The 19524-nt window shown below is 50.4% G+C and carries 20 protein-coding genes; 16 read left to right on the forward strand and 4 right to left on the reverse strand.

All coding sequences use genetic code 11. The features are described from left to right. The first annotated feature begins 235 nt into the window (after positions 1-235). From nrdD to BQ2657_RS04675, 9 genes are all read left to right on the forward strand, one after another. Positions 236-2362, forward strand: coding sequence for an anaerobic ribonucleoside-triphosphate reductase (gene nrdD / locus BQ2657_RS04640; RefSeq protein WP_075579585.1), 2127 nt, complete (start codon positions 236-238; stop codon positions 2360-2362). A gap of 12 nt (positions 2363-2374) precedes the next feature. Beyond that, entirely contained in the window at positions 2375-2908 is a 534-nt protein-coding gene (nrdG, locus tag BQ2657_RS04645; RefSeq protein ID WP_012939145.1) for an anaerobic ribonucleoside-triphosphate reductase activating protein, read from the forward strand. A gap of 130 nt (positions 2909-3038) precedes the next feature. Then, entirely contained in the window at positions 3039-3479 is a 441-nt protein-coding gene (locus BQ2657_RS04650; protein ID WP_143224834.1) for a hypothetical protein, read from the forward strand. Positions 3480-3552: 73 nt separating this feature from the next. Then, the gene (locus tag BQ2657_RS12780) at positions 3553-3918 is read left to right on the forward strand and encodes a hypothetical protein (RefSeq protein WP_143224835.1); all 366 of its coding nucleotides are present in this window, start codon (positions 3553-3555) and stop codon (positions 3916-3918) included. Between the two features lie 52 nt (positions 3919-3970). Further along, positions 3971-4381 carry a hypothetical protein gene (locus BQ2657_RS04655; protein ID WP_075579587.1) on the forward strand — a complete coding sequence of 137 codons (411 nt, stop codon included), beginning with the start codon at positions 3971-3973 and terminating at the stop codon, positions 4379-4381. A 228-nt stretch (positions 4382-4609) separates the two neighbouring features. After that, entirely contained in the window at positions 4610-5818 is a 1209-nt protein-coding gene (locus tag BQ2657_RS04660) for a M20 metallopeptidase family protein (protein ID WP_075579588.1), read from the forward strand. A 12-nt stretch (positions 5819-5830) separates the two neighbouring features. After that, positions 5831-6424, forward strand: coding sequence for a GDSL-type esterase/lipase family protein (locus tag BQ2657_RS04665; RefSeq protein ID WP_075579589.1), 594 nt, complete (start codon positions 5831-5833; stop codon positions 6422-6424). Beyond that, complete coding sequence (locus tag BQ2657_RS13370; RefSeq protein WP_075579590.1) at positions 6421-6807, forward strand: acyl-CoA thioesterase; 387 nt, start codon at positions 6421-6423, stop codon at positions 6805-6807. Before BQ2657_RS04665 ends, BQ2657_RS13370 begins: the two co-directional genes overlap by 4 nt. A gap of 37 nt (positions 6808-6844) precedes the next feature. Next, positions 6845-7597 carry an EFR1 family ferrodoxin gene (locus BQ2657_RS04675; protein ID WP_075579591.1) on the forward strand — a complete coding sequence of 251 codons (753 nt, stop codon included), beginning with the start codon at positions 6845-6847 and terminating at the stop codon, positions 7595-7597. Here the strand turns inward: BQ2657_RS04675 and BQ2657_RS04680 are convergent. Then, entirely contained in the window at positions 7518-8555 is a 1038-nt protein-coding gene (locus BQ2657_RS04680) for a LysR family transcriptional regulator (RefSeq protein WP_075579592.1), read from the reverse strand. The two genes, BQ2657_RS04675 and BQ2657_RS04680, sit on opposite strands and share 80 nt — an antisense overlap. 128 nt (positions 8556-8683) lie before the next feature. Here BQ2657_RS04680 and BQ2657_RS04685 point away from each other — a divergent pair, with 128 nt between their 5' ends. From BQ2657_RS04685 to BQ2657_RS04700, 4 genes are read left to right on the forward strand one after another with little or no spacing between them, the layout of a single operon-like run. Continuing rightward, positions 8684-9370 (forward strand): RraA family protein, encoded by a 687-nt coding sequence (locus BQ2657_RS04685; protein WP_075579593.1) that lies wholly within the window; start codon positions 8684-8686, stop codon positions 9368-9370. Between the two features lie 17 nt (positions 9371-9387). Next, positions 9388-10146: an HpcH/HpaI aldolase family protein gene (locus tag BQ2657_RS04690; protein WP_075579594.1), complete on the forward strand. Its 759-nt coding sequence runs from the start codon at positions 9388-9390 to the stop codon at positions 10144-10146. Continuing rightward, on the forward strand, positions 10143-11498 hold the full coding sequence (locus BQ2657_RS04695; protein ID WP_075579595.1) for a TRAP transporter large permease subunit: 1356 nt from the start codon (positions 10143-10145) through the stop codon (positions 11496-11498). The genes BQ2657_RS04690 and BQ2657_RS04695 overlap by 4 nt, the downstream gene beginning before the upstream one ends. 14 nt (positions 11499-11512) lie before the next feature. Further along, the gene (locus tag BQ2657_RS04700) at positions 11513-11758 is read left to right on the forward strand and encodes a hypothetical protein (protein WP_143224836.1); all 246 of its coding nucleotides are present in this window, start codon (positions 11513-11515) and stop codon (positions 11756-11758) included. Positions 11759-12157: 399 nt separating this feature from the next. On the opposite strand, the gene BQ2657_RS04710 is transcribed toward BQ2657_RS04700, so the two are convergent. Next, positions 12158-13654 (reverse strand): sodium-dependent transporter, encoded by a 1497-nt coding sequence (locus tag BQ2657_RS04710; protein ID WP_075579598.1) that lies wholly within the window; start codon positions 13652-13654, stop codon positions 12158-12160. A gap of 272 nt (positions 13655-13926) precedes the next feature. On the opposite strand from BQ2657_RS04710, the gene BQ2657_RS04715 reads away from it, so the two are divergent. Further along, on the forward strand, positions 13927-15231 hold the full coding sequence (locus BQ2657_RS04715) for a 2-hydroxycarboxylate transporter family protein (protein WP_075579599.1): 1305 nt from the start codon (positions 13927-13929) through the stop codon (positions 15229-15231). Positions 15232-15295: 64 nt separating this feature from the next. Here BQ2657_RS04715 and BQ2657_RS04720 read toward each other — a convergent pair whose 3' ends face one another. After that, positions 15296-16765: a sodium-dependent transporter gene (locus BQ2657_RS04720; RefSeq protein ID WP_075579600.1), complete on the reverse strand. Its 1470-nt coding sequence runs from the start codon at positions 16763-16765 to the stop codon at positions 15296-15298. A gap of 115 nt (positions 16766-16880) precedes the next feature. Next, positions 16881-17288, reverse strand: a complete 408-nt coding sequence (locus BQ2657_RS04725) for a hypothetical protein (RefSeq protein ID WP_143224837.1) — start codon at positions 17286-17288, stop codon at positions 16881-16883. 511 nt (positions 17289-17799) lie between these two features. Between BQ2657_RS04725 and BQ2657_RS04730 the strand changes: the two genes are divergently transcribed. Both BQ2657_RS04730 and BQ2657_RS04735 read left to right on the forward strand, forming a co-directional pair. Beyond that, complete coding sequence (locus BQ2657_RS04730; RefSeq protein WP_075579602.1) at positions 17800-18489, forward strand: hypothetical protein; 690 nt, start codon at positions 17800-17802, stop codon at positions 18487-18489. A 267-nt stretch (positions 18490-18756) separates the two neighbouring features. Beyond that, a complete protein-coding gene (locus tag BQ2657_RS04735) occupies positions 18757-19524 on the forward strand; it encodes an HAD family hydrolase (RefSeq protein WP_075579603.1) in 768 nt (255 codons plus the stop codon).

Consider the following 19524-nt stretch of genomic DNA (forward strand, 5'->3'; position numbering starts at 1 on the left):
AACGTAACGGGCGTATTTCTTGAAAGAACATACTATCTATTGTGTTTTTCTCGTCAATATAAGGAATATACACACTATATATAGGTTGCCGAAATCCATTTTTTGGTGTATCATTACTATCAGCGAAGAGAGAGAACTGAAAAAATCATTTGTACAGTTGCTTCTTTTGTCGTATAATATCGATAGTTATTCTTAGAAGATAATATGTATAAGGAACCCAGGGGGAGGAACAGCCATGAAGGTTATCAAACGGGACGGTTCAACGGTCGCATTTGACCGGAATAAAATTGTTACAGCCATATCCAAAGCCAACAAAGCAGTGGAAGAAAAGGAACGGCTGGGACAGGAAGATATCGAGGAGATTGCCTCTTTCGTAGAACATAAAAACAAAAAGAGACTCCTGGTGGAAGATATCCAGGACATGGTGGAAAAGCAGATCATGGTCCGGGGCCGTTATGAATTGGCCAAGGCTTATATCATTTATCGGTACAACCGGGCCCTGGTCCGGAAGGCCAACACCACTGACGATTCCATCCTGAGCCTGATCAGCAATAAGAACAAGGATGTAATGGAAGAGAACTCCAACAAGAACGCCGTCATGGTGTCCACCCAGCGTGACCTGATCGCCGGGGAAGTCTCCCGTGACCTGACCCGCCGAGTGGTGCTGCCGGAGAAAATCTCCAAGGCCCATGACCTGGGAGAAATCCACTTCCATGATGCGGATTACTTTATCCAGCCCATGTTCAACTGCTGCCTGGTGAACCTGGGCGACATGCTGGACAACGGAACGGTAATGCATGGCAAGCTGATCGAAAGCCCCAAGAGCTTCCAGGTGGCCTGCACCGTCATGACCCAGATCATCGCTTCCGTGGCTTCCGCCCAGTACGGCGGTCAGTCCGTGGACGTGTCCCACCTGGGCAAATACCTCCGCCGGAGCCGGGAAAAATTCCGCAAACGCCTGATCGAAACCACCCATGGCCAGTTGCCGGAAGAGGAAATGGAAGCCATCCTGGACAGCCGGATGAAGGACGAACTGGCCAGCGGCGTCCAGACCATCCAGTATCAGATCAACACCCTGATGACCACCAACGGACAGTCTCCCTTTGTGACCTTGTTCCTGCACCTGGACCCCAATGACGAATACATCGAAGAAAATGCCCAGATTATTGCAGAAATCCTCCGGCAGCGGCTGGAAGGCATCAAAAACGAAGTGGGCGTCTATGTGACCCCGGCCTTCCCCAAACTGGTCTATGTGCTGGATGAATTCAACTGCCTGAAGGGCGGAAAATATGACTACCTGACCAAACTGGCGGTCCAGTGCTCCATCAAACGGATGTATCCGGACTACATTTCTGCCAAGAAAATGCGGGAAATCTACCAGGGGAACGTGTTCTCCCCCATGGGCTGCCGGTCCTTCCTGTCTCCCTGGAAGGATGAAAAGGGCAACTACAAATTCGAAGGCCGGTTCAACCAGGGGGTTGTGTCCCTGAACCTGCCCCAGATCGGGATCCTGGCCAAAGGGGACGAGGAGAAGTTCTGGAAGCTGCTGGATGAACGGCTGGAACTGTGCTACGAAGCCCTCATGGTCCGGCACAATGCCCTGAAGGGAATCCGCAGCGATGTAAGCCCCATCCACTGGCAGAACGGCGCCATTGCCCGTCTGAAGAAAGGGGAAACCATCGACAAGCTGCTGGAAGGGGGCTATTCTACCCTGAGCCTGGGGTACATCGGTCTGTACGAATGCACCAAGGCCATGAAAGGCTGCAGCCACACCACTCCGGAAGGGGAAGAATTCGCCATGCGGGTGATGAAGCGGCTGCGCCAGGCCTGCGATGAATGGAAGGCCAAGACCGGCCTGGGCTTTGCCCTGTACGGGACTCCGGCAGAATCCCTGTGCTACCGGTTCGCCCGGATCGATAAGGAACGGTTCGGCACCATCAAGGATATCACCGACAAGGGATATTACACCAACTCTTACCATGTGGATGTGCGGGAACCCATCGATGCCTTCAGCAAATTCAAGTTCGAAGCCCAGTTCCAGCCTATTTCTTCCGGCGGCTGCATTTCCTATGTAGAGATCCCCAACATGAAGAAGAACCCCACCGCCATCGAAGATGTGGTCCGGTTCATCTACGACAACATCCAGTACGCGGAATTCAACACCAAATCCGACTACTGTCAGGTGTGCGGCTTCGATGGAGAAATCCAGATCAACGACAATCTGGAATGGGAATGCCCCCAGTGCCACAACAAGGATCAGTCTAAGATGAACGTGACCCGGCGGACCTGCGGTTATCTGGGAGAAAACTTCTGGAATGTGGGGAAAACCAAAGAAATCAAATCCAGAGTGCTGCATCTGTAAGGGGGCTTTTCGTTGAATTACGCAACCATCAAAAAATGTGACGTGGCCAACGGCCCCGGGGTACGGGTTTCCCTGTACGTCAGCGGCTGTACCCACCACTGCAAAGGCTGTTTCAACCAGGAAACCTGGGATTTCGCCTTCGGCAAGCCCTTTACCCAGGCCCAGCTGCAGGAAATCCTGGAAGACCTGGAACCGGAGTACATCCGGGGATTCTCTCTCCTGGGGGGCGAACCTTTCGAACCGGCTAACCAAGAAGTGCTGGTGGGGGTGCTGCGGCACATCCGGGAGCGGTATCCGAAAAAGACCATCTGGTGCTACAGCGGCTATCTTTTCGACCACGACATGCTGGCCGGGAAGCTGGGAGATCCGGCCATTACCCGGGAAATGCTGGGGTATCTGGATGTGCTGGTGGACGGGGAATTTGTGGAAAGCAAAAAGAACTTGAACCTGCGCTTCAAAGGCAGCGAGAACCAGCGGATCATCAATGTGCCCAAGTCCTTAGAAACCGGGACCATTGTCCTGTGGGACGGAGAAGAATATGCGTGAATGAAAAAGGGGGGTGTTGCACGTTGCGTGCAACACCCCCCTTTGGAACAATGCCGCTGCAATATTGTCAGAAAAATACTTTCAGGGTATACTGGGCAAAAGAAAGAATAAAGGCAGAGGGGTGGATTCTGTGGGAAAAACGCTAGGCAGAGCAATCTGGAATATGGTCTTTGCTGCCTTCCTGCTCTGGCTGGTTGCAGCCGGGATCGGACGGCTATTTTTTGCCGAGAGATTCCGTCAGGATGCAAAAATGATGAAACAGGCGGTAATGGAACTGCCTGTCTGCAGCCAGTATGGGTCGGCACCTCCTTATCTGCTCCACACCAAAGGACTCCTCTCTCAAAAATTCGCAGTGACTTTGGTCATCCCTGCTGCCCAGGAAGCAGCTCAGGACATGATTCAAAACAGTCTTTTGGAAAACGGCTGGGAAGTAAAGAAGACCAATCAGCGGAATGGGGGAGTAAAAGGAACTAAGGGAGAATATGTGCTGACGGCGGAAGCTGCAACAAAATCCCACCGCTGGATCGTCATTATAGGAAAAAACGACTTGGTAAGCAGGCTGAACTTATAAAAACGCACTATGATGAAGGTTTCAACATCCGGATCGGGAATACAAAATCCTGCTGGCCCCAGATCAGCCGTATTTGGATGATGATCAGGCCCTTTTCCAGAGGTTGGCCGGGACTGTTGATGAACTGATTGTATTTGTGAGTCCGTTGCTTCCCGTATTCTATCTGTTGGAACAGCATACCTGTCAAACCGCAGAATGGTATATTTTTACCAATCAGGCAACTAGCGACAAGACGGAAGAAGTCAAAAACGCAGTACGAAAGACATTTCATGCATTCGGGTATCAGGAGATAACTTATCAGGAAGCCAGCCGGATTATTCCCGCCGTTTGTACAGAATTGAAAAATACGGGACAAGCCTCTGTATTTGACTGTCTATTTGAGGACGGGGTAACAATCTGTCCGGATTTTTATAAAAAAGTAAAGAGGCGAATCAAATAGAATAAATGTGGTCGTGAGATTACGGCGGGCATAAGGAGACAAACTGATCCATATGAAAAAAGCTGCGGGGATAGTCATAGGAGTCATTTCAATCTGGCTATTGGTTTCTTCTCTGTATTTTTATGACGGAAGCCGCTACGAAATCAGCAAATATGAAGGCAAATATTGGCTCCATGATGATGTGAGAGCATTTACCATTGAAAAGGACGGACAATCGCTGCAATGGGACAGAAGATACATTTACAGTTATGGGAAAAGCGGATTTGTCATCATTGATAAAAAAGACAACACGCTGAGAGTCCTGTTTGATAGGAAAACGGACGAGTTTCAAAAAAATAGCATGACAACTCAGGAAAAAAGATTTCCAGAGTATCTTCAGATTATCAGTTCTTCCGATATGAATGAAAGGGAAAAGAATATTTATTATACGCTGCAGAACACCTCTGGAACCTATGAATGGTAAAATATAAAAAGGGCGTCCTGCTTCCCCTACGTCGTCGACCTCGAAGCAGCGATAAAAAATTTTTGACCCCATTTCTGAATAACTATACGGCGATGAAGGTTTCACCGAGAACTTGTTGACACATACCCCTTGCAGCTCCCCGTTTTCAAATCCCTATAAAAATGGTAGAATGAAACCATTACTACAAAATCATTCTGATGGATTCCATCGGAGCGGGAGGGGATTTGAATGGACGTATTGAACCTGACGGAAGATGCTCTGGAAGCAAAATGTGTGGAATGGCGCCGGTGGTTCCATGAACACCCGGAAGTCAGCACGGAAGAAAAGAAGACTTCGGAGAAAATCTTCACGATCCTAAAAGATTTAGGACTGGATCCGGTACGAGGCACAGACCATTATGGTGTGGCTGCCACCCTCAAAGGCGGGAAACCGGGGCCTATGGTGGCCCTCCGGGCCGATATCGATGCCCTTTCCGTGAAAGAAGCCACCGGACTTCCCTACGCTTCGCAGAATCCTGGCGTCATGCATGCCTGCGGCCATGATATCCATATCACCACTCTGCTGGAAACCATCCTGCGGTTGCTCCGCCGGAAAGAAGAAATCCAGGGCAGTGTGCGGATCCTGTTCCAGCCTTCGGAAGAACTGTCCCCTACCGGTGGGGCCCGGTACATGATGAAAGACGGGTTCCTCCAAGACGTGAAGGCCATTTTCGGGCTCCATGTGTGGCCCAGCTTCGTCTGTGGGAAAATCGGCGTCAAGGCAGGTGCCATGATGGCCGGTTCCGACCGGATCAAAGTGGTGATCAAAGGGAAGACGGCCCATGCAGGCCATCCCCAGGAAGGCATCGATGCCATCATGGCAGCAGCGGATTTCCTCCAGCAGATCAGCCATATCGTCAGCCGCCGGGTCAGTCCCCTGGCTACGGCTACCATCAATATCGGCACCATCCGGGGGGGGTCCCGGTACAATGTAGTGCCCGATGAAGTGACCCTGGAAGGGACCATCCGGACCCTGGACGAAGAAAACCGGAAAAGGATCCCGGAATTCATCCAGGACATCCTGGATGGCCTGAAAAAATCTGCCGGTGTGGACTGCGAATTCAATTACTATTATGGGTATCCCGTCCTGGACAACTGGCCCGTCCCGGCACAGCTGGTGAGAGATACGGCCAGAAAAGTCCTGGGGGATGAAGGGCTGGTTTCCCAGGTGGTCCCGGATCTGACCGCCGAAGATTTCGGCTTCTACCTGCAGGAAATCCCTGGAGCTTTCCTGTGGCTGGGCTGCGGCACAGAAGGGGAACCCATCCATGGACTCCATGATGCCCGGATGTGCCCCAATGAGAATGCCCTGGTGGTCGGTTCCAAACTCATGAGCCAGGTAGTGATCGATGCCCTGGCTGCCCTGGAGCAGGGGGCGGATTTCAGCAAGAGAGAATGAAGGAGAAAAGTTATGAAAATGGCATTTATCGGTGACAGCCTGGTAAGCTGCACCAATGAGACACTGGCCAATACCTGGTACGATATTGCGTCAAAGAAAATGGGCTTTGAAGTGGTGAACAACGCTGCCGGGGGCAAACTGACCCTGGTCATGTGGGGCATGTTCAAGATGGATGTGGTGGATGAAAAGGCTGATGGAGTCTTCCTGTGCTGCGGCATGAACGACATCCTCCTGGATGAACCTATGAGCTCCATCGAAGAAAATATCTCCGGAACCCTGGACAAGGCACGGGATGCAGGGCTGCCCATCGTGATCCTGGGGATCCCGCCTTTGACGCGGATCGAAAGTACGGAAAAGGGCTGGCAGCTGCCCAGTGAATTTGAAAAGCACAATGCGGCCCTCCGGGAATACCGTCAATGGCTCCAGGAAGAAGCAGAACGCCGGAACCTGCCGGTGCTGGACTATGAAAAAGTCCTCAGTGAGGCGGAAGAAAAGACCGGCCGGAGCATGTTCCAGGATGGCCTCCATCCCAACAAGGAAGGGTACCAGGCGGTGGCAGAAGCCTTTGAAGGAGTGCTGAAAGCCGCCCTCCAGGAGAAGGCATGAAGCTGGAACACAACCAGCCGGTGATCATGACCCGGTCCGTGATGCTTTCCATGGCCAATTCCGCAGGGCACCTTTTCGGCGGCACCCTCATGGGCTGGATGGACGAAGTGAGCGGGATCACCGCCCACCGGTTCGCATGGACCCGGGTGACTACGGCTGCTGTAAAAGGCATGAACTTTTACGTGCCCATTCCCTACGGCACGGTCCTTCAGCTGGAAGGCCGGGTGACGCGGGTGGGGAACACCTCCATGGAGGTGGAAGAGGTGGCCTGGCTGGAACCGGAACAGGAAGAGCAGGAGCCCGTCCGGGCGGCGGATGCCCTGTTTGTGTACGTATCCCTGGACGAAAACCGGAAACCGAAAAAAATCCAGCGCTCTCTTTGAGACGCTGGATTTTCTGTATCAGGAAAGGAAGCAAACCATGATCTATTATTTTTCCACTACTGGCAATTCCCTGGCCCTGGCCCAGAAACTGGCCGCCGCCCTGGGGGACGGGGTCTGTTCTGTCACCCGGACAAAGGAAAAGAACCTGGAAGGACCGGCTGTTGGCCTGGTGTTCCCGGTGTACTACGGGGATGTGCCTGCCAATGTGCAGGAGTTTGTCCGCAGCCACGCTTTCCCGGAGGACGCTTATGTGTATGCCCTGGCTACCTGCGGCTCCACTTGGGGCCGGATCTTCCGGACCCTTCAGCAGCTGCTGGGAGAAAAGGGCTGCCGGCTTGCCTGGAGCCGGGCAGTACCGCTTATCGCCAACAGCACCATCTGCATGAAGTCCCATATCGGGTATGACCTGAAAAAACTGGACAAAGAGGATGCCGTAGTCCGAGAAGCGGTGGAAGCGGTGAAAAACCGGAAGGAAGACCATTACCAGGAACAGGATTCCCTGCTGGCCCAGTTTTCCGCCACCTGGCTGGGGAGAAAAATCGGGAACTGGTATCTGGATGTGCAGGTGGCTCCAGACCGATGTGTCCGCTGTGGGGAATGCGTAAGGCTGTGCCCCATGGATAATATCCATCTGGGGGAAAAATCAGCGGTGATGGGGGACCATTGCCTCCACTGCCTGGCCTGTCTCCACGGCTGTCCCCATCAGTCCATCACCGTCCGGGGCCGGGTGGTCCTGAAAGAAGATCAGTACCGGCATCCGGGAGTGACAGTGCAGGAGTTGGAACGGTAAAGAAATCTATCTGCTGCATGTCCTCGATGAAGACTTGCAAAGATTGGCGCCTTCGGACGCTTTTTTTTGTTGTGATGACAACTTTGCTGCTTTTCTCAGGAAACAGAAGCAGATAAGGCCACAAATCCCATTGATCCTGAAAATGTTGCCGAGCCTTTTTTTCAGCATATTGCGCAAAAGAAAAACAGCATCCCAGAGAGGAGAGGCTCAGCTCTAATACAGTTTCTAAGTCGTGAAAAGAATAAAGGATATAGGGAGTCAATCCCAATTCATGAAAAATGCTATCACTATTATTTTGAATGGTAGAACGGACCATTTGGATCATGGGAGCGGAGGCCAAGAAGTGACGGCGTTCTTCCATGGGAAGCTGGTGGAACGGTATTTTCAAATTGGCAGGATGACTGCTATGAGAAGGCATTAAAGAAGGGAGATATCGAGCTGCTAAAGTATGGGGGACTACAAGACTGAAAGGATCAGTGTAAAGAAACCAATCCTGCAACCCAGGATTTTTGGGACGGGCAGTAGCAATCATGGCATCCAGATTATCATCCTGGAGTTGTTCTAATAAAGAAGTATATCCGTCTACAGAAAAAGAAAGTTCAATCTGAGGATAATGGCAACGGAAAATCGGCAGAAAGACAGGCAGTAATAATCTGGCTCGTGTAGGTGTGATACCTATAGTCAGGTGGCCCCTGAGTTCATGAGAAATTTCATCTAACTGATTTGTCAGCGTTGTTTCCATCTTTAGCACTTGACGAGCAAATTTCTCCATATAAAAACCTGCTTCTGTGAGATGCATGCAGGGTTCTCGTTCAAATAAACGGGTATGGTATTCTTCCTCCAGTCGGCGGATGACACCGCTAAGAGTCTGTTGAGAAATAAAAAGTTTTCTGGCAGCTTTTGTCATGTTTTTTTCTTCTGCTACCATAAGAAAATAGCGTAAGTTCCGTAAATTCATGATAATCTCCTGCTCAAAGCATTTTTCCTGTTGAAAATGACAATTTATAACTGTTTTACGTTGTTATTATAAAATGATATGCTGAAAACAACAAGAAACTGAAAAATGAGAAAAAAGGAGAAGGAAAAATGGGAAAAGAGTGGATAGGAAAAGTAGGATTTCGATTTTGCCAAGATATCCATAGGCCTGATCAGGCATTGCTAAAAGAAATCCGAAAATACAGCACATGCAATCTGGCAGATGGTTCTCTTGGTGCTTACGTTTTAGACTCTGGAATAAAACCTTTTGGTGTACCACAGAAAATTGTAGGTCCAGTAATTACAGTGGAGGTAAATGCTGGTGATAATCTCATGCTTCACAAAGCTATGGCTCTGGCTCATCCAGGGGATATTTTGATGGTACAGATACGGGGAAGCCGAGAATTTTCTGTCTGTGGCGGATTGATGTTGCGAAGGATGAAAGCGTTGGGAATCCAAGGAATCATTGTAGATGGATGTGTGCGTGATCTGGCTGAGTTGAAGAATGTGGGGTTGGCAGTGTATGCACGCGGATTGGTACCTGTTGGAGCAGGGAAAAGCGGGCCGGGACAAATTAATTTTCCCATTGCTTGCGGCGGTATTGCAGTGCTTCCCGGATATCTTGCAGCAGCTGATATGAACGGAATCATTTGTTTTCCGCCAGAAGATGCAGCAGAAATTATTCAAGGAGCAGAGGCAAAACTTAGAAGAGAAGAAGAAGCCCTACAGCAGATTAAAAATGGAATTTTACTTAAAGATGAAATCGATAGAGTTCTCCATGCTAAAGAAATTCTATAAAAGAAAGGATGTAAATCATGGGTGTATTAGAAAGGGCACGGTCTGGGCTGTGCAGCTTTGGCCTTAATCTATCTATCATGGATCCCGTGCTGTTGGAAATCGCTAAAGCAGCCGGATATGATTTTGTTCGTCTGGATTGTGAACATATATTGTTTGATAACAGAACAGTTTCCGAAATGCTTCGAATTGGACGACTGTTAGATTTGGATGTGCAAGTAAGAGTACCAGATTTAACTCGGGTTACAGCATTATTGGACAATGGGGCACAGGGCATTATGGCACCCCACATTGAGAGTAGAGAGGAAGTGTGGGAAGCAGAAAAAGCAGTGAAATATCCACCGAAAGGGGAGCGGGGACTTACTGGAGCAGCCCGTGTCCTAGGATATGGTCGTCAGGATGTGGCAGCTTATCAAAAGCAAGCCAATAGGGAAATCGCTCTGATTGTCCAAATTGAAAGCAGAAAAGGCTTGGAAAATATTGAAGAAATCTTGCAGCAGCCTGGACTGGATATGGTGGCTACCGGGCGTAATGATCTTTCACAATCATTAGGGATACCAGGAAAAAAGAATGATCCATCTGTTCTCGAGGCAGAAAATTTTATCATCCGCAAGACTCTGGAATATGGAAAAATCCCTACCATTCTCTGTAAAAGTAAAAAACGGTTTCAAGAACTTTATGACAAAGGGGTACGATGTTTCACCATTGCAAGAGATGATCTTTTGTTGAAAAAGGCGGCAGAAAATCAGCTGACTGTGATGAAGGAGATCTTTAAATGACTATTGGAATCGGGATTTGGGCATTTTTAGCCTATATTGGATTTATTTTATTTTGGAATTTGATAGTTAAACGAAAACTTGCGGAAGCTATGATGTTTGCCTGGCTGATTGTTTGCTTATTCCATGGATTTGCTGCACCTGATGCTCTTTGGAAATCATTCCTGGCCGGTACACGCACATCTTCCTGTCTATCCCCCATTTTATTTGTAGGGATGGCTGCACTTATGGAAGAAACACAAATTATTGGACGGTTAATCGATATTTTAAATTCTCTTTTGGGAAGATTGAAAGGTGGTCCTGCCTATATTTCTGTTTTAGCCAGTGCATTGATGGGATTGATTTCCGGTTCTACGGCAGCCAATGCGGCTACCGTAGGCAGCATCACCATTCCATGGATGATGGAAACCGGGTGGGGGAAGGATCAGGCAGCCATTATGAACTCTGGAAATGCTGGATTGGGAGTTTCTCTGCCTCCCAGTACTTCTATGTTTCTGATGCTGGGATTTGCTGATGTGGCGGCTTATGTAACTACGGGGGAAGTCTATTTGACCGTGCTTACAACAGGCTGTTATGGAATATTGTACCGGCTGCTGGTTACTCATTTCTATATTCGGAAATATCATATTGAAGCTCTGGCAAAGGAGCAGGTTCCTTCGTTTCGAAAAACCATACAAGAAAAGTGGAGTTCCTTGATTATTTTTATAGGAGTAATGATTCCGTTACTCTTGACCACCGGACCGGTATCCGTTTTTTTAAAAAAGAGCACTTTTGGTACAAGAGGCACTAAAGCCATTGACATTATCATTTGGGTACCGGTATTGATTATCTTGGGAGTTTTATTTGAAGGCAGAAAGTATTTACCGAAAAGTAAAACCGGATGGACTAAATTTTGTGGAACACTGTCTAAGAAATTTTTTAATGTAGCCCCAATTATTATGTTTGCAATGTGCGGATCCGAAGCCTTGAGTTCTATTGGATTTGGCAGGGATGTATCCATTTTTATGGGGGAACTTGGGTTATCACGGGTGCTGACGATAGTGTTAGTCGCAGTTCTCGTAGAATGTGTGGTAGGTCCGTTAAATGCGTCAGCAGCTACTATGGCATTGGGTCCAGTGTGTTTCTTATGCTTGAAAAATGTTGGTGTACCGCCTGCGGTGGCAGTTGCTGTATTTTTGATGCTGGTATCCAATCAAGGTGCCATTCCGCCTAGTTCTTCCGCCATTTATATTTCATGCGGAATCTCTGGCAGCGATGTGACAGAGACTTTTTCTACGTTGCTGTGCCATTATGCCATACCCATTGCTTGTATCGCAGTCTTGATTGCCTTGGGAATATTACCAGTATGCATGTAAGAAAAGAGGCCGCTATGCAAAAAATCTATTCATTGCTAGACATTTGTTTTTATATTTTTTTTACTTTGACGTTTGGCTGTGCTGCATTTATAGTACTGGGACAGGCGGTTGCTGTAGTGACTATGAATACAGAGTTGGCTGTTTGGTGTAAAAAATTAATTGTTTTAAATGCTCGTTTGGGGGCGGGTGTATCTGTCACTACATTGGTGATGGGTTATATCCGTGGGTGGATGAGCGGCAAAAAGAAAGGGAAGGGATAACCTTTCTTTTTTAGATATTCCCCAGATACAGCAGGAGATTTTGGACAATTATACAGCAGACATGGTTAAATATGCTTCCCCGTCGGAAACAGCAAAAATCCGGGCCTGCTATCAGTCTCTTCCTGTGCAGCTGGCGGGTGGGGGCTAACATCTATGGCGTGGAAGCAAAAAAAGAAGAGCATATCCGTTCCCGGAGTCTGGGTGTATTCCGGGAACAGGAAAAACCGACCGGTGCGATCCGGTTTTCCTTGAAGAATTTTGGATTTAAAAACGGAATGTGGTCCGTTCCGCTGTATGTTGCGTTTTGTCTGCCAGCAGGATTGTAACTGAAAGGATGCTGCCATATTATAAAAAGCACCACAGGATTTTTTTCCTGGGTGCTTTTTTCGTTCTGCAAGATTATTTTGCCTGGCTTATCCTATCTTTTCTGCCCTTTCCGGCGGCACTCCAGAAAATCCAAGCCAAAAATAGAAATGCCAAAGCTAGCCATTTGATGAGTACCTCCCCGCCCTGTTTGGCGAACAGGTCGTCGTAGCCTTTCAGGTAGATGGCTAGGATGACCAGGGGCAGGCCGTAGGTGTAATACAGTTTCCATCGGTCAGCCAGGTTCCGGCCGGCTCCCTGGTTCACTTCATCCAGGAAGTTTTCCCAGCCCCAGCCGTTTTTCCGGGTGCAGAACAGCACAAAGGTCAGACCTCCCAGGGGCAATAGGTTGTTGGAGACGATGAAGTCTTCCAGATCCATGATGCCGCTTCCTGGCCCTAAGGGCTGGAAGCTGCTCCACAGGTTGAAGCCCAGGACGCAGGGGATGCTGCCTAGGGCGATGAGCCCGAATACGAACCAGGCGGCTTTGGGCCGATTCCAGCCCAGCAGTTCCCGGAAGCAGGCGATGATGCTTTCCATGACCGCAATCACCGTGGACAGAGCGGCGAAGGACAGGAACACAAAGAACAGGCTGCCCCAGATCCGGCCTCCAGGCATCAGGGTGAACAGATTGGGGATGGTAAGGAAAATCAGGGAAGGGCCGGCATCCGGCTGGATCCCATAGGCGAAACAGGCGGGGATGATGATGAAGCCGCTCATCAGGGCCACAAAAGTGTCCAGAGCGGTGATGGTCAAGGCTTCTCCCGGCAGGCTCCGTTTTTTGTCCATATAGGAGGCGAAAATCATCATGGCCCCGTTGCCGGCGCTGAGGGTGAAGAAGGCCTGGCTCATGGCGGCGTAGATCACATTCCCCCAGCCTAGTTTTTCCAGAGAAGCGAAATTGGGTACCAGGTAGAATTCAATCCCTTTCTCCGCTCCCGGCAGGAACAGGGAATGGACGGCCAGGATGATCATTAGGAGCAGCAGGGCGCTCATCATCACTTTGGTGATCCGTTCGATGCCTTTTTCCAGTCCCATATAGCAGACCAAGAAGCCCAGGAGGCAGGACAGAAAGGTCCAGAAGCCCATAGATAGGGGCTGAGCCAGCATCTCTTGGAAGGTGGTCTGGATGAAGGCCGGGGACTGGCCCACGAAGGTCCCTTTCAGATGGAGCCAGCAGTAATCCAGCATCCACCCGGTAACAGTGGTGTAGTACAGCATCAGCAGGATGACCCCGGCTATGCCGATATATTTCAATGAGGGCCAGCGGCTGCCGGCGGGAGCCAATCTATCAAAGCATCGGGCCACACTCTGGCGGCTGCTCCGGCCTAGGGCGAACTCACACAGGAGCACGGGGATCCCTAGGATCAGCAGGAAAATCAGGTACAGGAGAATGAAAGCGGCACCTCCGTACTGGCCGCACAGGTAGGGGAATTTCCATACATTGCCGATGCCGATGGCGCAGCCGGCACTGACCAGGATGAACCCCAAACGGGACTGGAAGGAATCACGGGTGCTTTGCTGTTCTGACATAAGACTACCTCACTTCTATGCTACAAATGTATAATCTGTTACGATTTTACAATAAATATCTGAATCTTGCAACGGAACCTGCATAAAAAACAATCGGTAGAAACCTCCGGATAAAGATTGAATGGTTTTTATGAAGTATTGGAGACAATACGGCAGAAAAGTGAATCCTTTTTGAGTTAGGTTGACATAAAGATAAATTGTGTTGTATTATGAACAATATTTTTCCCTATGGAAATAATAAATTTATCTTTTGAAGGAGATGGACTGTTGGTATGTCATCTTTGAAATTGGACGGCTTTCGTCCTTTCGGACTGAGCTGGCCTCTGTGTCTTGGCTTCATCCTGATCGTATTTGCCGGGGTTGTGACCGGTTCTTTGAGCACCGACTTGGCCGGAGGCTTTGCCTTCATGCTGGCTCTGGGTATCGTGTGCAATGAAATCGGGGAACGGATCCCTGTGTGGAACTCTTACATTGGCGGGGGTCTGGTCCTGGCTTTTGTGGTTTCTGCTTACCTGTTCACCAACAAGTACATTCCCGCTGCCTATGAAGACAGTGTCCGGATGATCATGGATAAGGCGGATTTCCTCAGCTTCTTCATTGTGTTCCTGATCTGCGGATCTGTGCTGGGACTGGAAAAGAAACTGCTCCTCCGGTCTTTTGCCGGATACCTGCCGGCCATTTTCGGGGGCCTCATCGGGGCTTCCATCCTGGGGATTGCCGGGGGCCTGCTCTTTGGGGTCTCTCCTAAACTGGTGCTGCTGAATTATGTGCTGCCCATTATGGGGGGCGGCAACGGGGCCGGCGCTGTGCCTTTGTCCCAGATCTATGAAAGCGTCACCGGGGACAAGGCGGCCAACTATTATACCTTTGCCATTGCCGTACTGACCATTGCCAATATCTTTGCCATCCTTACCGCGGCCCTCCTGGATCAGGTGGGGAAACGGAAGCCTTCTTGGACCGGTGACGGCAGCAGCTTGATCCGTGCTGGGATTGAAATGGATGCGGAAAAAGAAGACCGGATCCCTTCCATCAAGGAAATGGGCGGAGCCTTTTTCCTGGGGGTTGGGCTTTATGCTGCCGGCAACCTGTTGGGCAAAGCCCTGCTGCCTACGGTGTTCGGGGTAGAGATCCATCCTTTCGCTTGGATGATCATCCTGGTCACCATCCTGGCCATGCTGGGTGTGGTGCCCCAGGAAACCAAAGCAGCGGCCAAACGGCTGACTTCTTTCATGAGCTCCTGCCTGGTGCTGATCATCATGGTAGGGGTCGGAGCCGATACGGACCTGAATGAACTGGCCAATGCCATCACCTTGAGCAATGTGGTCATGGCGTTCCTGATCGTGGTGGGGGCCATCCTGGGCTCCGCTGTGGTGGGTCAGCTGGTGGGCTTCTATCCCATCGACTCCGCCATTACCGCCAGTCTGTGCATGGCCAACCGGGGCGGCAGCGGAGACCTGGCTGTACTGGGGGCTTCCCACCGGATGGGCCTCATCGCCTACGCTCAGCTCTCCTCCCGTCTGGGCGGCGGCATCGTATTGATTTTGGGGTCCCTGCTGTTCGGAACGTTTGGGAAATAAAAGGGGCCTGTTGACAGCTGACAAAAATGGCTGCACCCATTGGTTTTGGGTGCAGCCATTTTTTTTATTTCTTCCTGGACGCTGTGTAGAATATGAATCCCAAAAACAGCGCTGCCAGGGCCAGCCACTTAGCCAGGACCTCCGGTCCCTGTTTGCTGAACATGTCATAATATCCTTTTAGGTAGATGGTGATGATCAGCAGAGGCAAGATATACAGTAGATAGCTGTGGAGAGAAGCCGGCAGGTTCCGGCCTTCACCGTCGTTGGCTTCCGCCAGGAAGTTTTTCCAGCCCCAGCCGTTCTTTTTGGTGCAGAACAGCACAAAGGCCAGGCTCCCCAGAGGCAGCAGGTTGTTGGAGACGATGAAGTCTTCCAGATCCAGCACAGAAGACCCGGGGCCCAGAGGCTGGAAGCTGCTCCACAGATTGAAGCCCAGGACGCAGGGGATGCTCAGGAGCACAATGGCCAGCCCATTGACGGCCACGCTCTTTTTCCGGCTCCAGCCGTACAGGTTCATGCCAAAGGCAATGATGTTCTCAAATACGGCAATTACCGTGGAAAGAGCTGCAAAGGAAAGGAATACGAAGAACAGCATGCCCCAGAAGCGGCCTCCCGGCATCTGGACGAACAGGTTGGGGATGGTGAGGAAGATCAGGGAAGGTCCAGCATCCGGCTGGATCCCGAAGGCAAAACAGGCGGGGATGATGATGAAACCGGCCATGAGGGCCACAAAGGTATCCAGAGCCGTAATGGTAGCCGCTTCCCCGGAAAGGCTCCGGCCATGGGGCAAGTAGGCCCCGAAGATCAGCATGGCACCGATACCGATGGAAAGGGTGAAGAAAGCCTGGCTCATGGCGGCATAGATCACGTTTCCCCAGCCCAGCTGGTTCAGGGAAGAAAAATTGGGGACCAGGTAGAACCGGATGCCTTTTTCAGCACCCTCCAGGAACAGGGAATGCCCAGCCAGGACGATCATCAGGAGCAGCAGAGCACTCATCATCCATTTGGTGATCCGTTCTACGCCGTTTTGGATGCCCAGATAGCATACGGCAAAGCCCAGGAGGCAGGTCAGGACCATCCAGAACAGGAGTGTCAGGGGATCCTGGAGCATGGCACCGAAAGTAGCGGTGATGAATTGGGTGGAGGCGTTCACAAAAGTGCCCTTGATGTGGAGCCAGCAATAGTAGAGCATCCAGCCTGTGACCGTGGTGTAGTACATCATCAGCATGTAGCAGCCGACGATGCTGATGGATTTGAACCAGTGCCAGCGGGTGCCCAGGGGTTCCAGGACTTCAAAGCTCTTGGCGGCACTGCAGCGGCTGCCCCGGCCGATGGCAAATTCGCAGACCATTACCGGGATCCCCATGATCAGCAGGAAGATCAGGTAGATCAGGATAAAGGCGGCGCCGCCGAACTGACCGCAGAGATAGGGGAATTTCCACACATTCCCGATGCCGATGGCGCAGCCGGCGCTGACCAGGATGAAACCCAGCCGGGAACTGAAAGATTCTGTAGATACAGATTTCTCAGACACAAAAACACCTCATTTCAAAATGTGACAATTCAGTGATTTCTATTGTATTATAGTCTGGAAAAAGTTGCAAGAAAATTGTAGTGCCCCTGACCGTGGCTGTTGCACTGCAACAGCCCTACCTCGCCTTCGGTTGGATCATGGGCGGAGTCTGGGCCTTGACCTTGGGACCGGTGGGTATGGGGCCCTGGGGCTGGGTCGGCTGGGACAGGGGAGCGGCGGTTTGTTTGTTCATGGGCGGGGCCTGTTTCTGTCCGGCCTGGGGGAGAGTCCGCTTCGGTGCCGCCGTTTTGGGCCTGGTTTTCTGCTGGTCCATGATCCGGTTCCGTTCCTGGGCCGCTTTTTCCTCCGCCCGTCTGGCGGATAGGCTGTGCCAGAAAAAGAGCCCGGCAGCCAGTACGGCGATCAGGATGATGGACAGGAGACGCTGGGGAGAGAAACGGGGTCTTCCCTTTGAAGAAGAGGCTGGAGCAGGGCGCTTTCCCTCCGGGAAGCCCGTCAGCCATTTCATGAGTCTGCGAAGCATGGCAAAAATCCTTCCTTATAGAAAAAGTACCGCCCGACTGACCAGCCCGGCCGGCAGAATCTATTGTACATTTCTTGGGGGGAAAAAACAATGGAAGAAGGGCTGGAGTCGGGAATCAGAAATCCTAGGAAAGAATCCGTCTGGCGGAAGGATCCTCGTAAACGAATGACACGGCAATCTTGTCAGAGAGATACCCTTACGGTATACTGGTATCCAGCAATGAACATGCAACGCAGTATCGTTTTCCAGAAAAGGAATCAAAGATATTTTAGCGGAGTTTCGCCGCAGGCAAGCCCTTCCCGGCCTCCCGGAGGGCAGTGATGAAAAAATCCTGCCCCTGCAGCTTTTTTAAGGAATCAGCGTCAGGGTCAAAGAATGGTACAGATGGCGGGCCTCCGGTTGTGCAGCCCCTACGGGTCCGAACTGCACATCTTAAAAATGTGTCTGCCAATTTATTCCTTTGATCATGAACATCGTCAGGGGAAAAAAGTGGTGGAAGAAGGTGCATCCATTGATCGTTGATGAACTGCAAAATAAGGAAACCCACAATGCGAATTCTATAACATATGCATCATTGGCGGTCATCCCGTTGAGGATGCTTCAGTATGACTCATTGATGGAATATTACTTTCGTGAACCGGAACATATTTACCTAAAAAATCAAAAAGGAGAAACGATTAGCTTCGAACAGATATTTCGGGTCCTTCAATATAAAACCAATCAATCGGTGAAATTCTGGACGATATACGGAGATGAGAGAGAAGGAAAGAAACTGAATCGGATCATTCTCAGAAAGGGAAAATGGGATGCAAAAGCGCAGATATCCCAATTGCAGCAAACAAAAGGATTGGGACTGCCAAAGGTAAAATTAGCCCTCCATGTTTGCAGTCAGCATGAAAAAGAAAAAATAACCCAAAAACTGAAAAAGGCAGACAGAAAGACCTTTGATGGGATCCAGTTTGTCAAAACCGATGATTTCAATTTATGCAGTCATGAAGAATTTCATAGGAAATTGGATTGGGGAGCGGTAACGGTAATCTATAACAAGCAGAAAAAGATAAAAGGAATCAAAGAAATCCATCAAGTCACGGATTGCATCAATCAAATCATGGAGGGATCCCTATATGTAGCAGGCGAAGATATTGTGCTGGACTATACCTTTCCAATTGAACAATATATGAATAATGTATTGCATTCTTGAACAGCAGATTTTTTTGCCCTCTGGGCGGCCGGGACGGGCTTCCCACAGGAAGCCCCTACACCGTTGGTGTCAAAGCCTTAACAGGAAATCATAGAAACGAGATTTTCGATTGATTCATTTCTATGACCGTTGTATCCATAGTCCGACATCAACGTGATAGCTGCGCGTCGTTTTCATAGTCAAGACCTCTGGCGTGAGACGGTGGGTGTGAGACTGTGTTATAATAGGAAATCATTGTAAAGCTATCACTGACAAAGGAAGGAACCTATGGCTAAAAAATATTTTTTCTTTGACATCGATCGGACCCTGGGGCTGGGAATCACTGGGCAGGTGCCGGAAGACACCCAGTATTGTGTGGATGAACTCCAGCGGGAGGGGCATTTTGTAGCTCTGGCCACGGGCCGGCTCCAGTGTGATGCGGCGGCTTTTGCGGCCAAGCACGGCATCCGTTCCATGGTGGCCGACGGGGGCAACAGCCTGACCGTGGATGGAAAGATCCTGGAAATGGAGGGGTTGCCCCTGGCACCGGCTAAGGCCCTGCTCCGGGAACTGACGGAACGGAACCAGCCTTGGTCCGTGGTGCTGGACAACACCCTGGACCGGTATACCCCTTATGCGGACTATCCCCGGGAAGATCCGGGGAATTACATGAACACCAAAGTCCAGCCGGTGGACATCGGCAGCCTGGACCAGGTGTACAAAATCATGTACGTCCGGGAACAGCCGGGTACGGAACCGGCGGACCGGCGGCAGCTGCCCCATCTGCCCTTCATCGACAACACCTGGCTGGTGGAACCGGTGGACAAAGGGGCCGGCATCGAAAAGCTCATGGGCCTTATGGGAGCGGATCCAAAGGATGCAGTGGTGTTCGGAGACGGGCTCAACGACATCACCATGTTCCGGAAGCCTTTTTTCGGGGTGGCCATGGGGAACGCCCGGCCGGTAATCAAAGAACGGGCGGACTACATCACCGACGACAACGACAAGGGAGGCATCCTCAATGCCTGCCGGAAGTTCGGATGGATAAAAGAGTAA

This window comes from Acidaminococcus massiliensis (assembly GCF_900095825.1).
Lineage (GTDB): Bacteria > Bacillota > Negativicutes > Acidaminococcales > Acidaminococcaceae > Acidaminococcus > Acidaminococcus massiliensis.

Coding starts and splice junctions, on each gene's coding strand:
- BQ2657_RS04680 (WP_075579592.1), bottom strand. CDS start 8,555: ATGAATTTACGGAACTTACGCTATTTTCTTATGGTAGCAGAAGAAAAA.
- BQ2657_RS13370 (WP_075579590.1), top strand. CDS start 6,421: ATGAAGCTGGAACACAACCAGCCGGTGATCATGACCCGGTCCGTGATG.
- BQ2657_RS04690 (WP_075579594.1), top strand. CDS start 9,388: ATGGGTGTATTAGAAAGGGCACGGTCTGGGCTGTGCAGCTTTGGCCTT.
- BQ2657_RS04715 (WP_075579599.1), top strand. CDS start 13,927: ATGTCATCTTTGAAATTGGACGGCTTTCGTCCTTTCGGACTGAGCTGG.
- BQ2657_RS04660 (WP_075579588.1), top strand. CDS start 4,610: ATGGACGTATTGAACCTGACGGAAGATGCTCTGGAAGCAAAATGTGTG.
- BQ2657_RS04700 (WP_143224836.1), top strand. CDS start 11,513: ATGCAAAAAATCTATTCATTGCTAGACATTTGTTTTTATATTTTTTTT.
- BQ2657_RS04735 (WP_075579603.1), top strand. CDS start 18,757: ATGGCTAAAAAATATTTTTTCTTTGACATCGATCGGACCCTGGGGCTG.
- BQ2657_RS04685 (WP_075579593.1), top strand. CDS start 8,684: ATGGGAAAAGAGTGGATAGGAAAAGTAGGATTTCGATTTTGCCAAGAT.
- BQ2657_RS04675 (WP_075579591.1), top strand. CDS start 6,845: ATGATCTATTATTTTTCCACTACTGGCAATTCCCTGGCCCTGGCCCAG.
- BQ2657_RS04655 (WP_075579587.1), top strand. CDS start 3,971: ATGAAAAAAGCTGCGGGGATAGTCATAGGAGTCATTTCAATCTGGCTA.
- nrdD (WP_075579585.1), top strand. CDS start 236: ATGAAGGTTATCAAACGGGACGGTTCAACGGTCGCATTTGACCGGAAT.
- BQ2657_RS04725 (WP_143224837.1), bottom strand. CDS start 17,288: ATGCTTCGCAGACTCATGAAATGGCTGACGGGCTTCCCGGAGGGAAAG.
- BQ2657_RS04710 (WP_075579598.1), bottom strand. CDS start 13,654: ATGTCAGAACAGCAAAGCACCCGTGATTCCTTCCAGTCCCGTTTGGGG.
- BQ2657_RS04695 (WP_075579595.1), top strand. CDS start 10,143: ATGACTATTGGAATCGGGATTTGGGCATTTTTAGCCTATATTGGATTT.
- BQ2657_RS04665 (WP_075579589.1), top strand. CDS start 5,831: ATGAAAATGGCATTTATCGGTGACAGCCTGGTAAGCTGCACCAATGAG.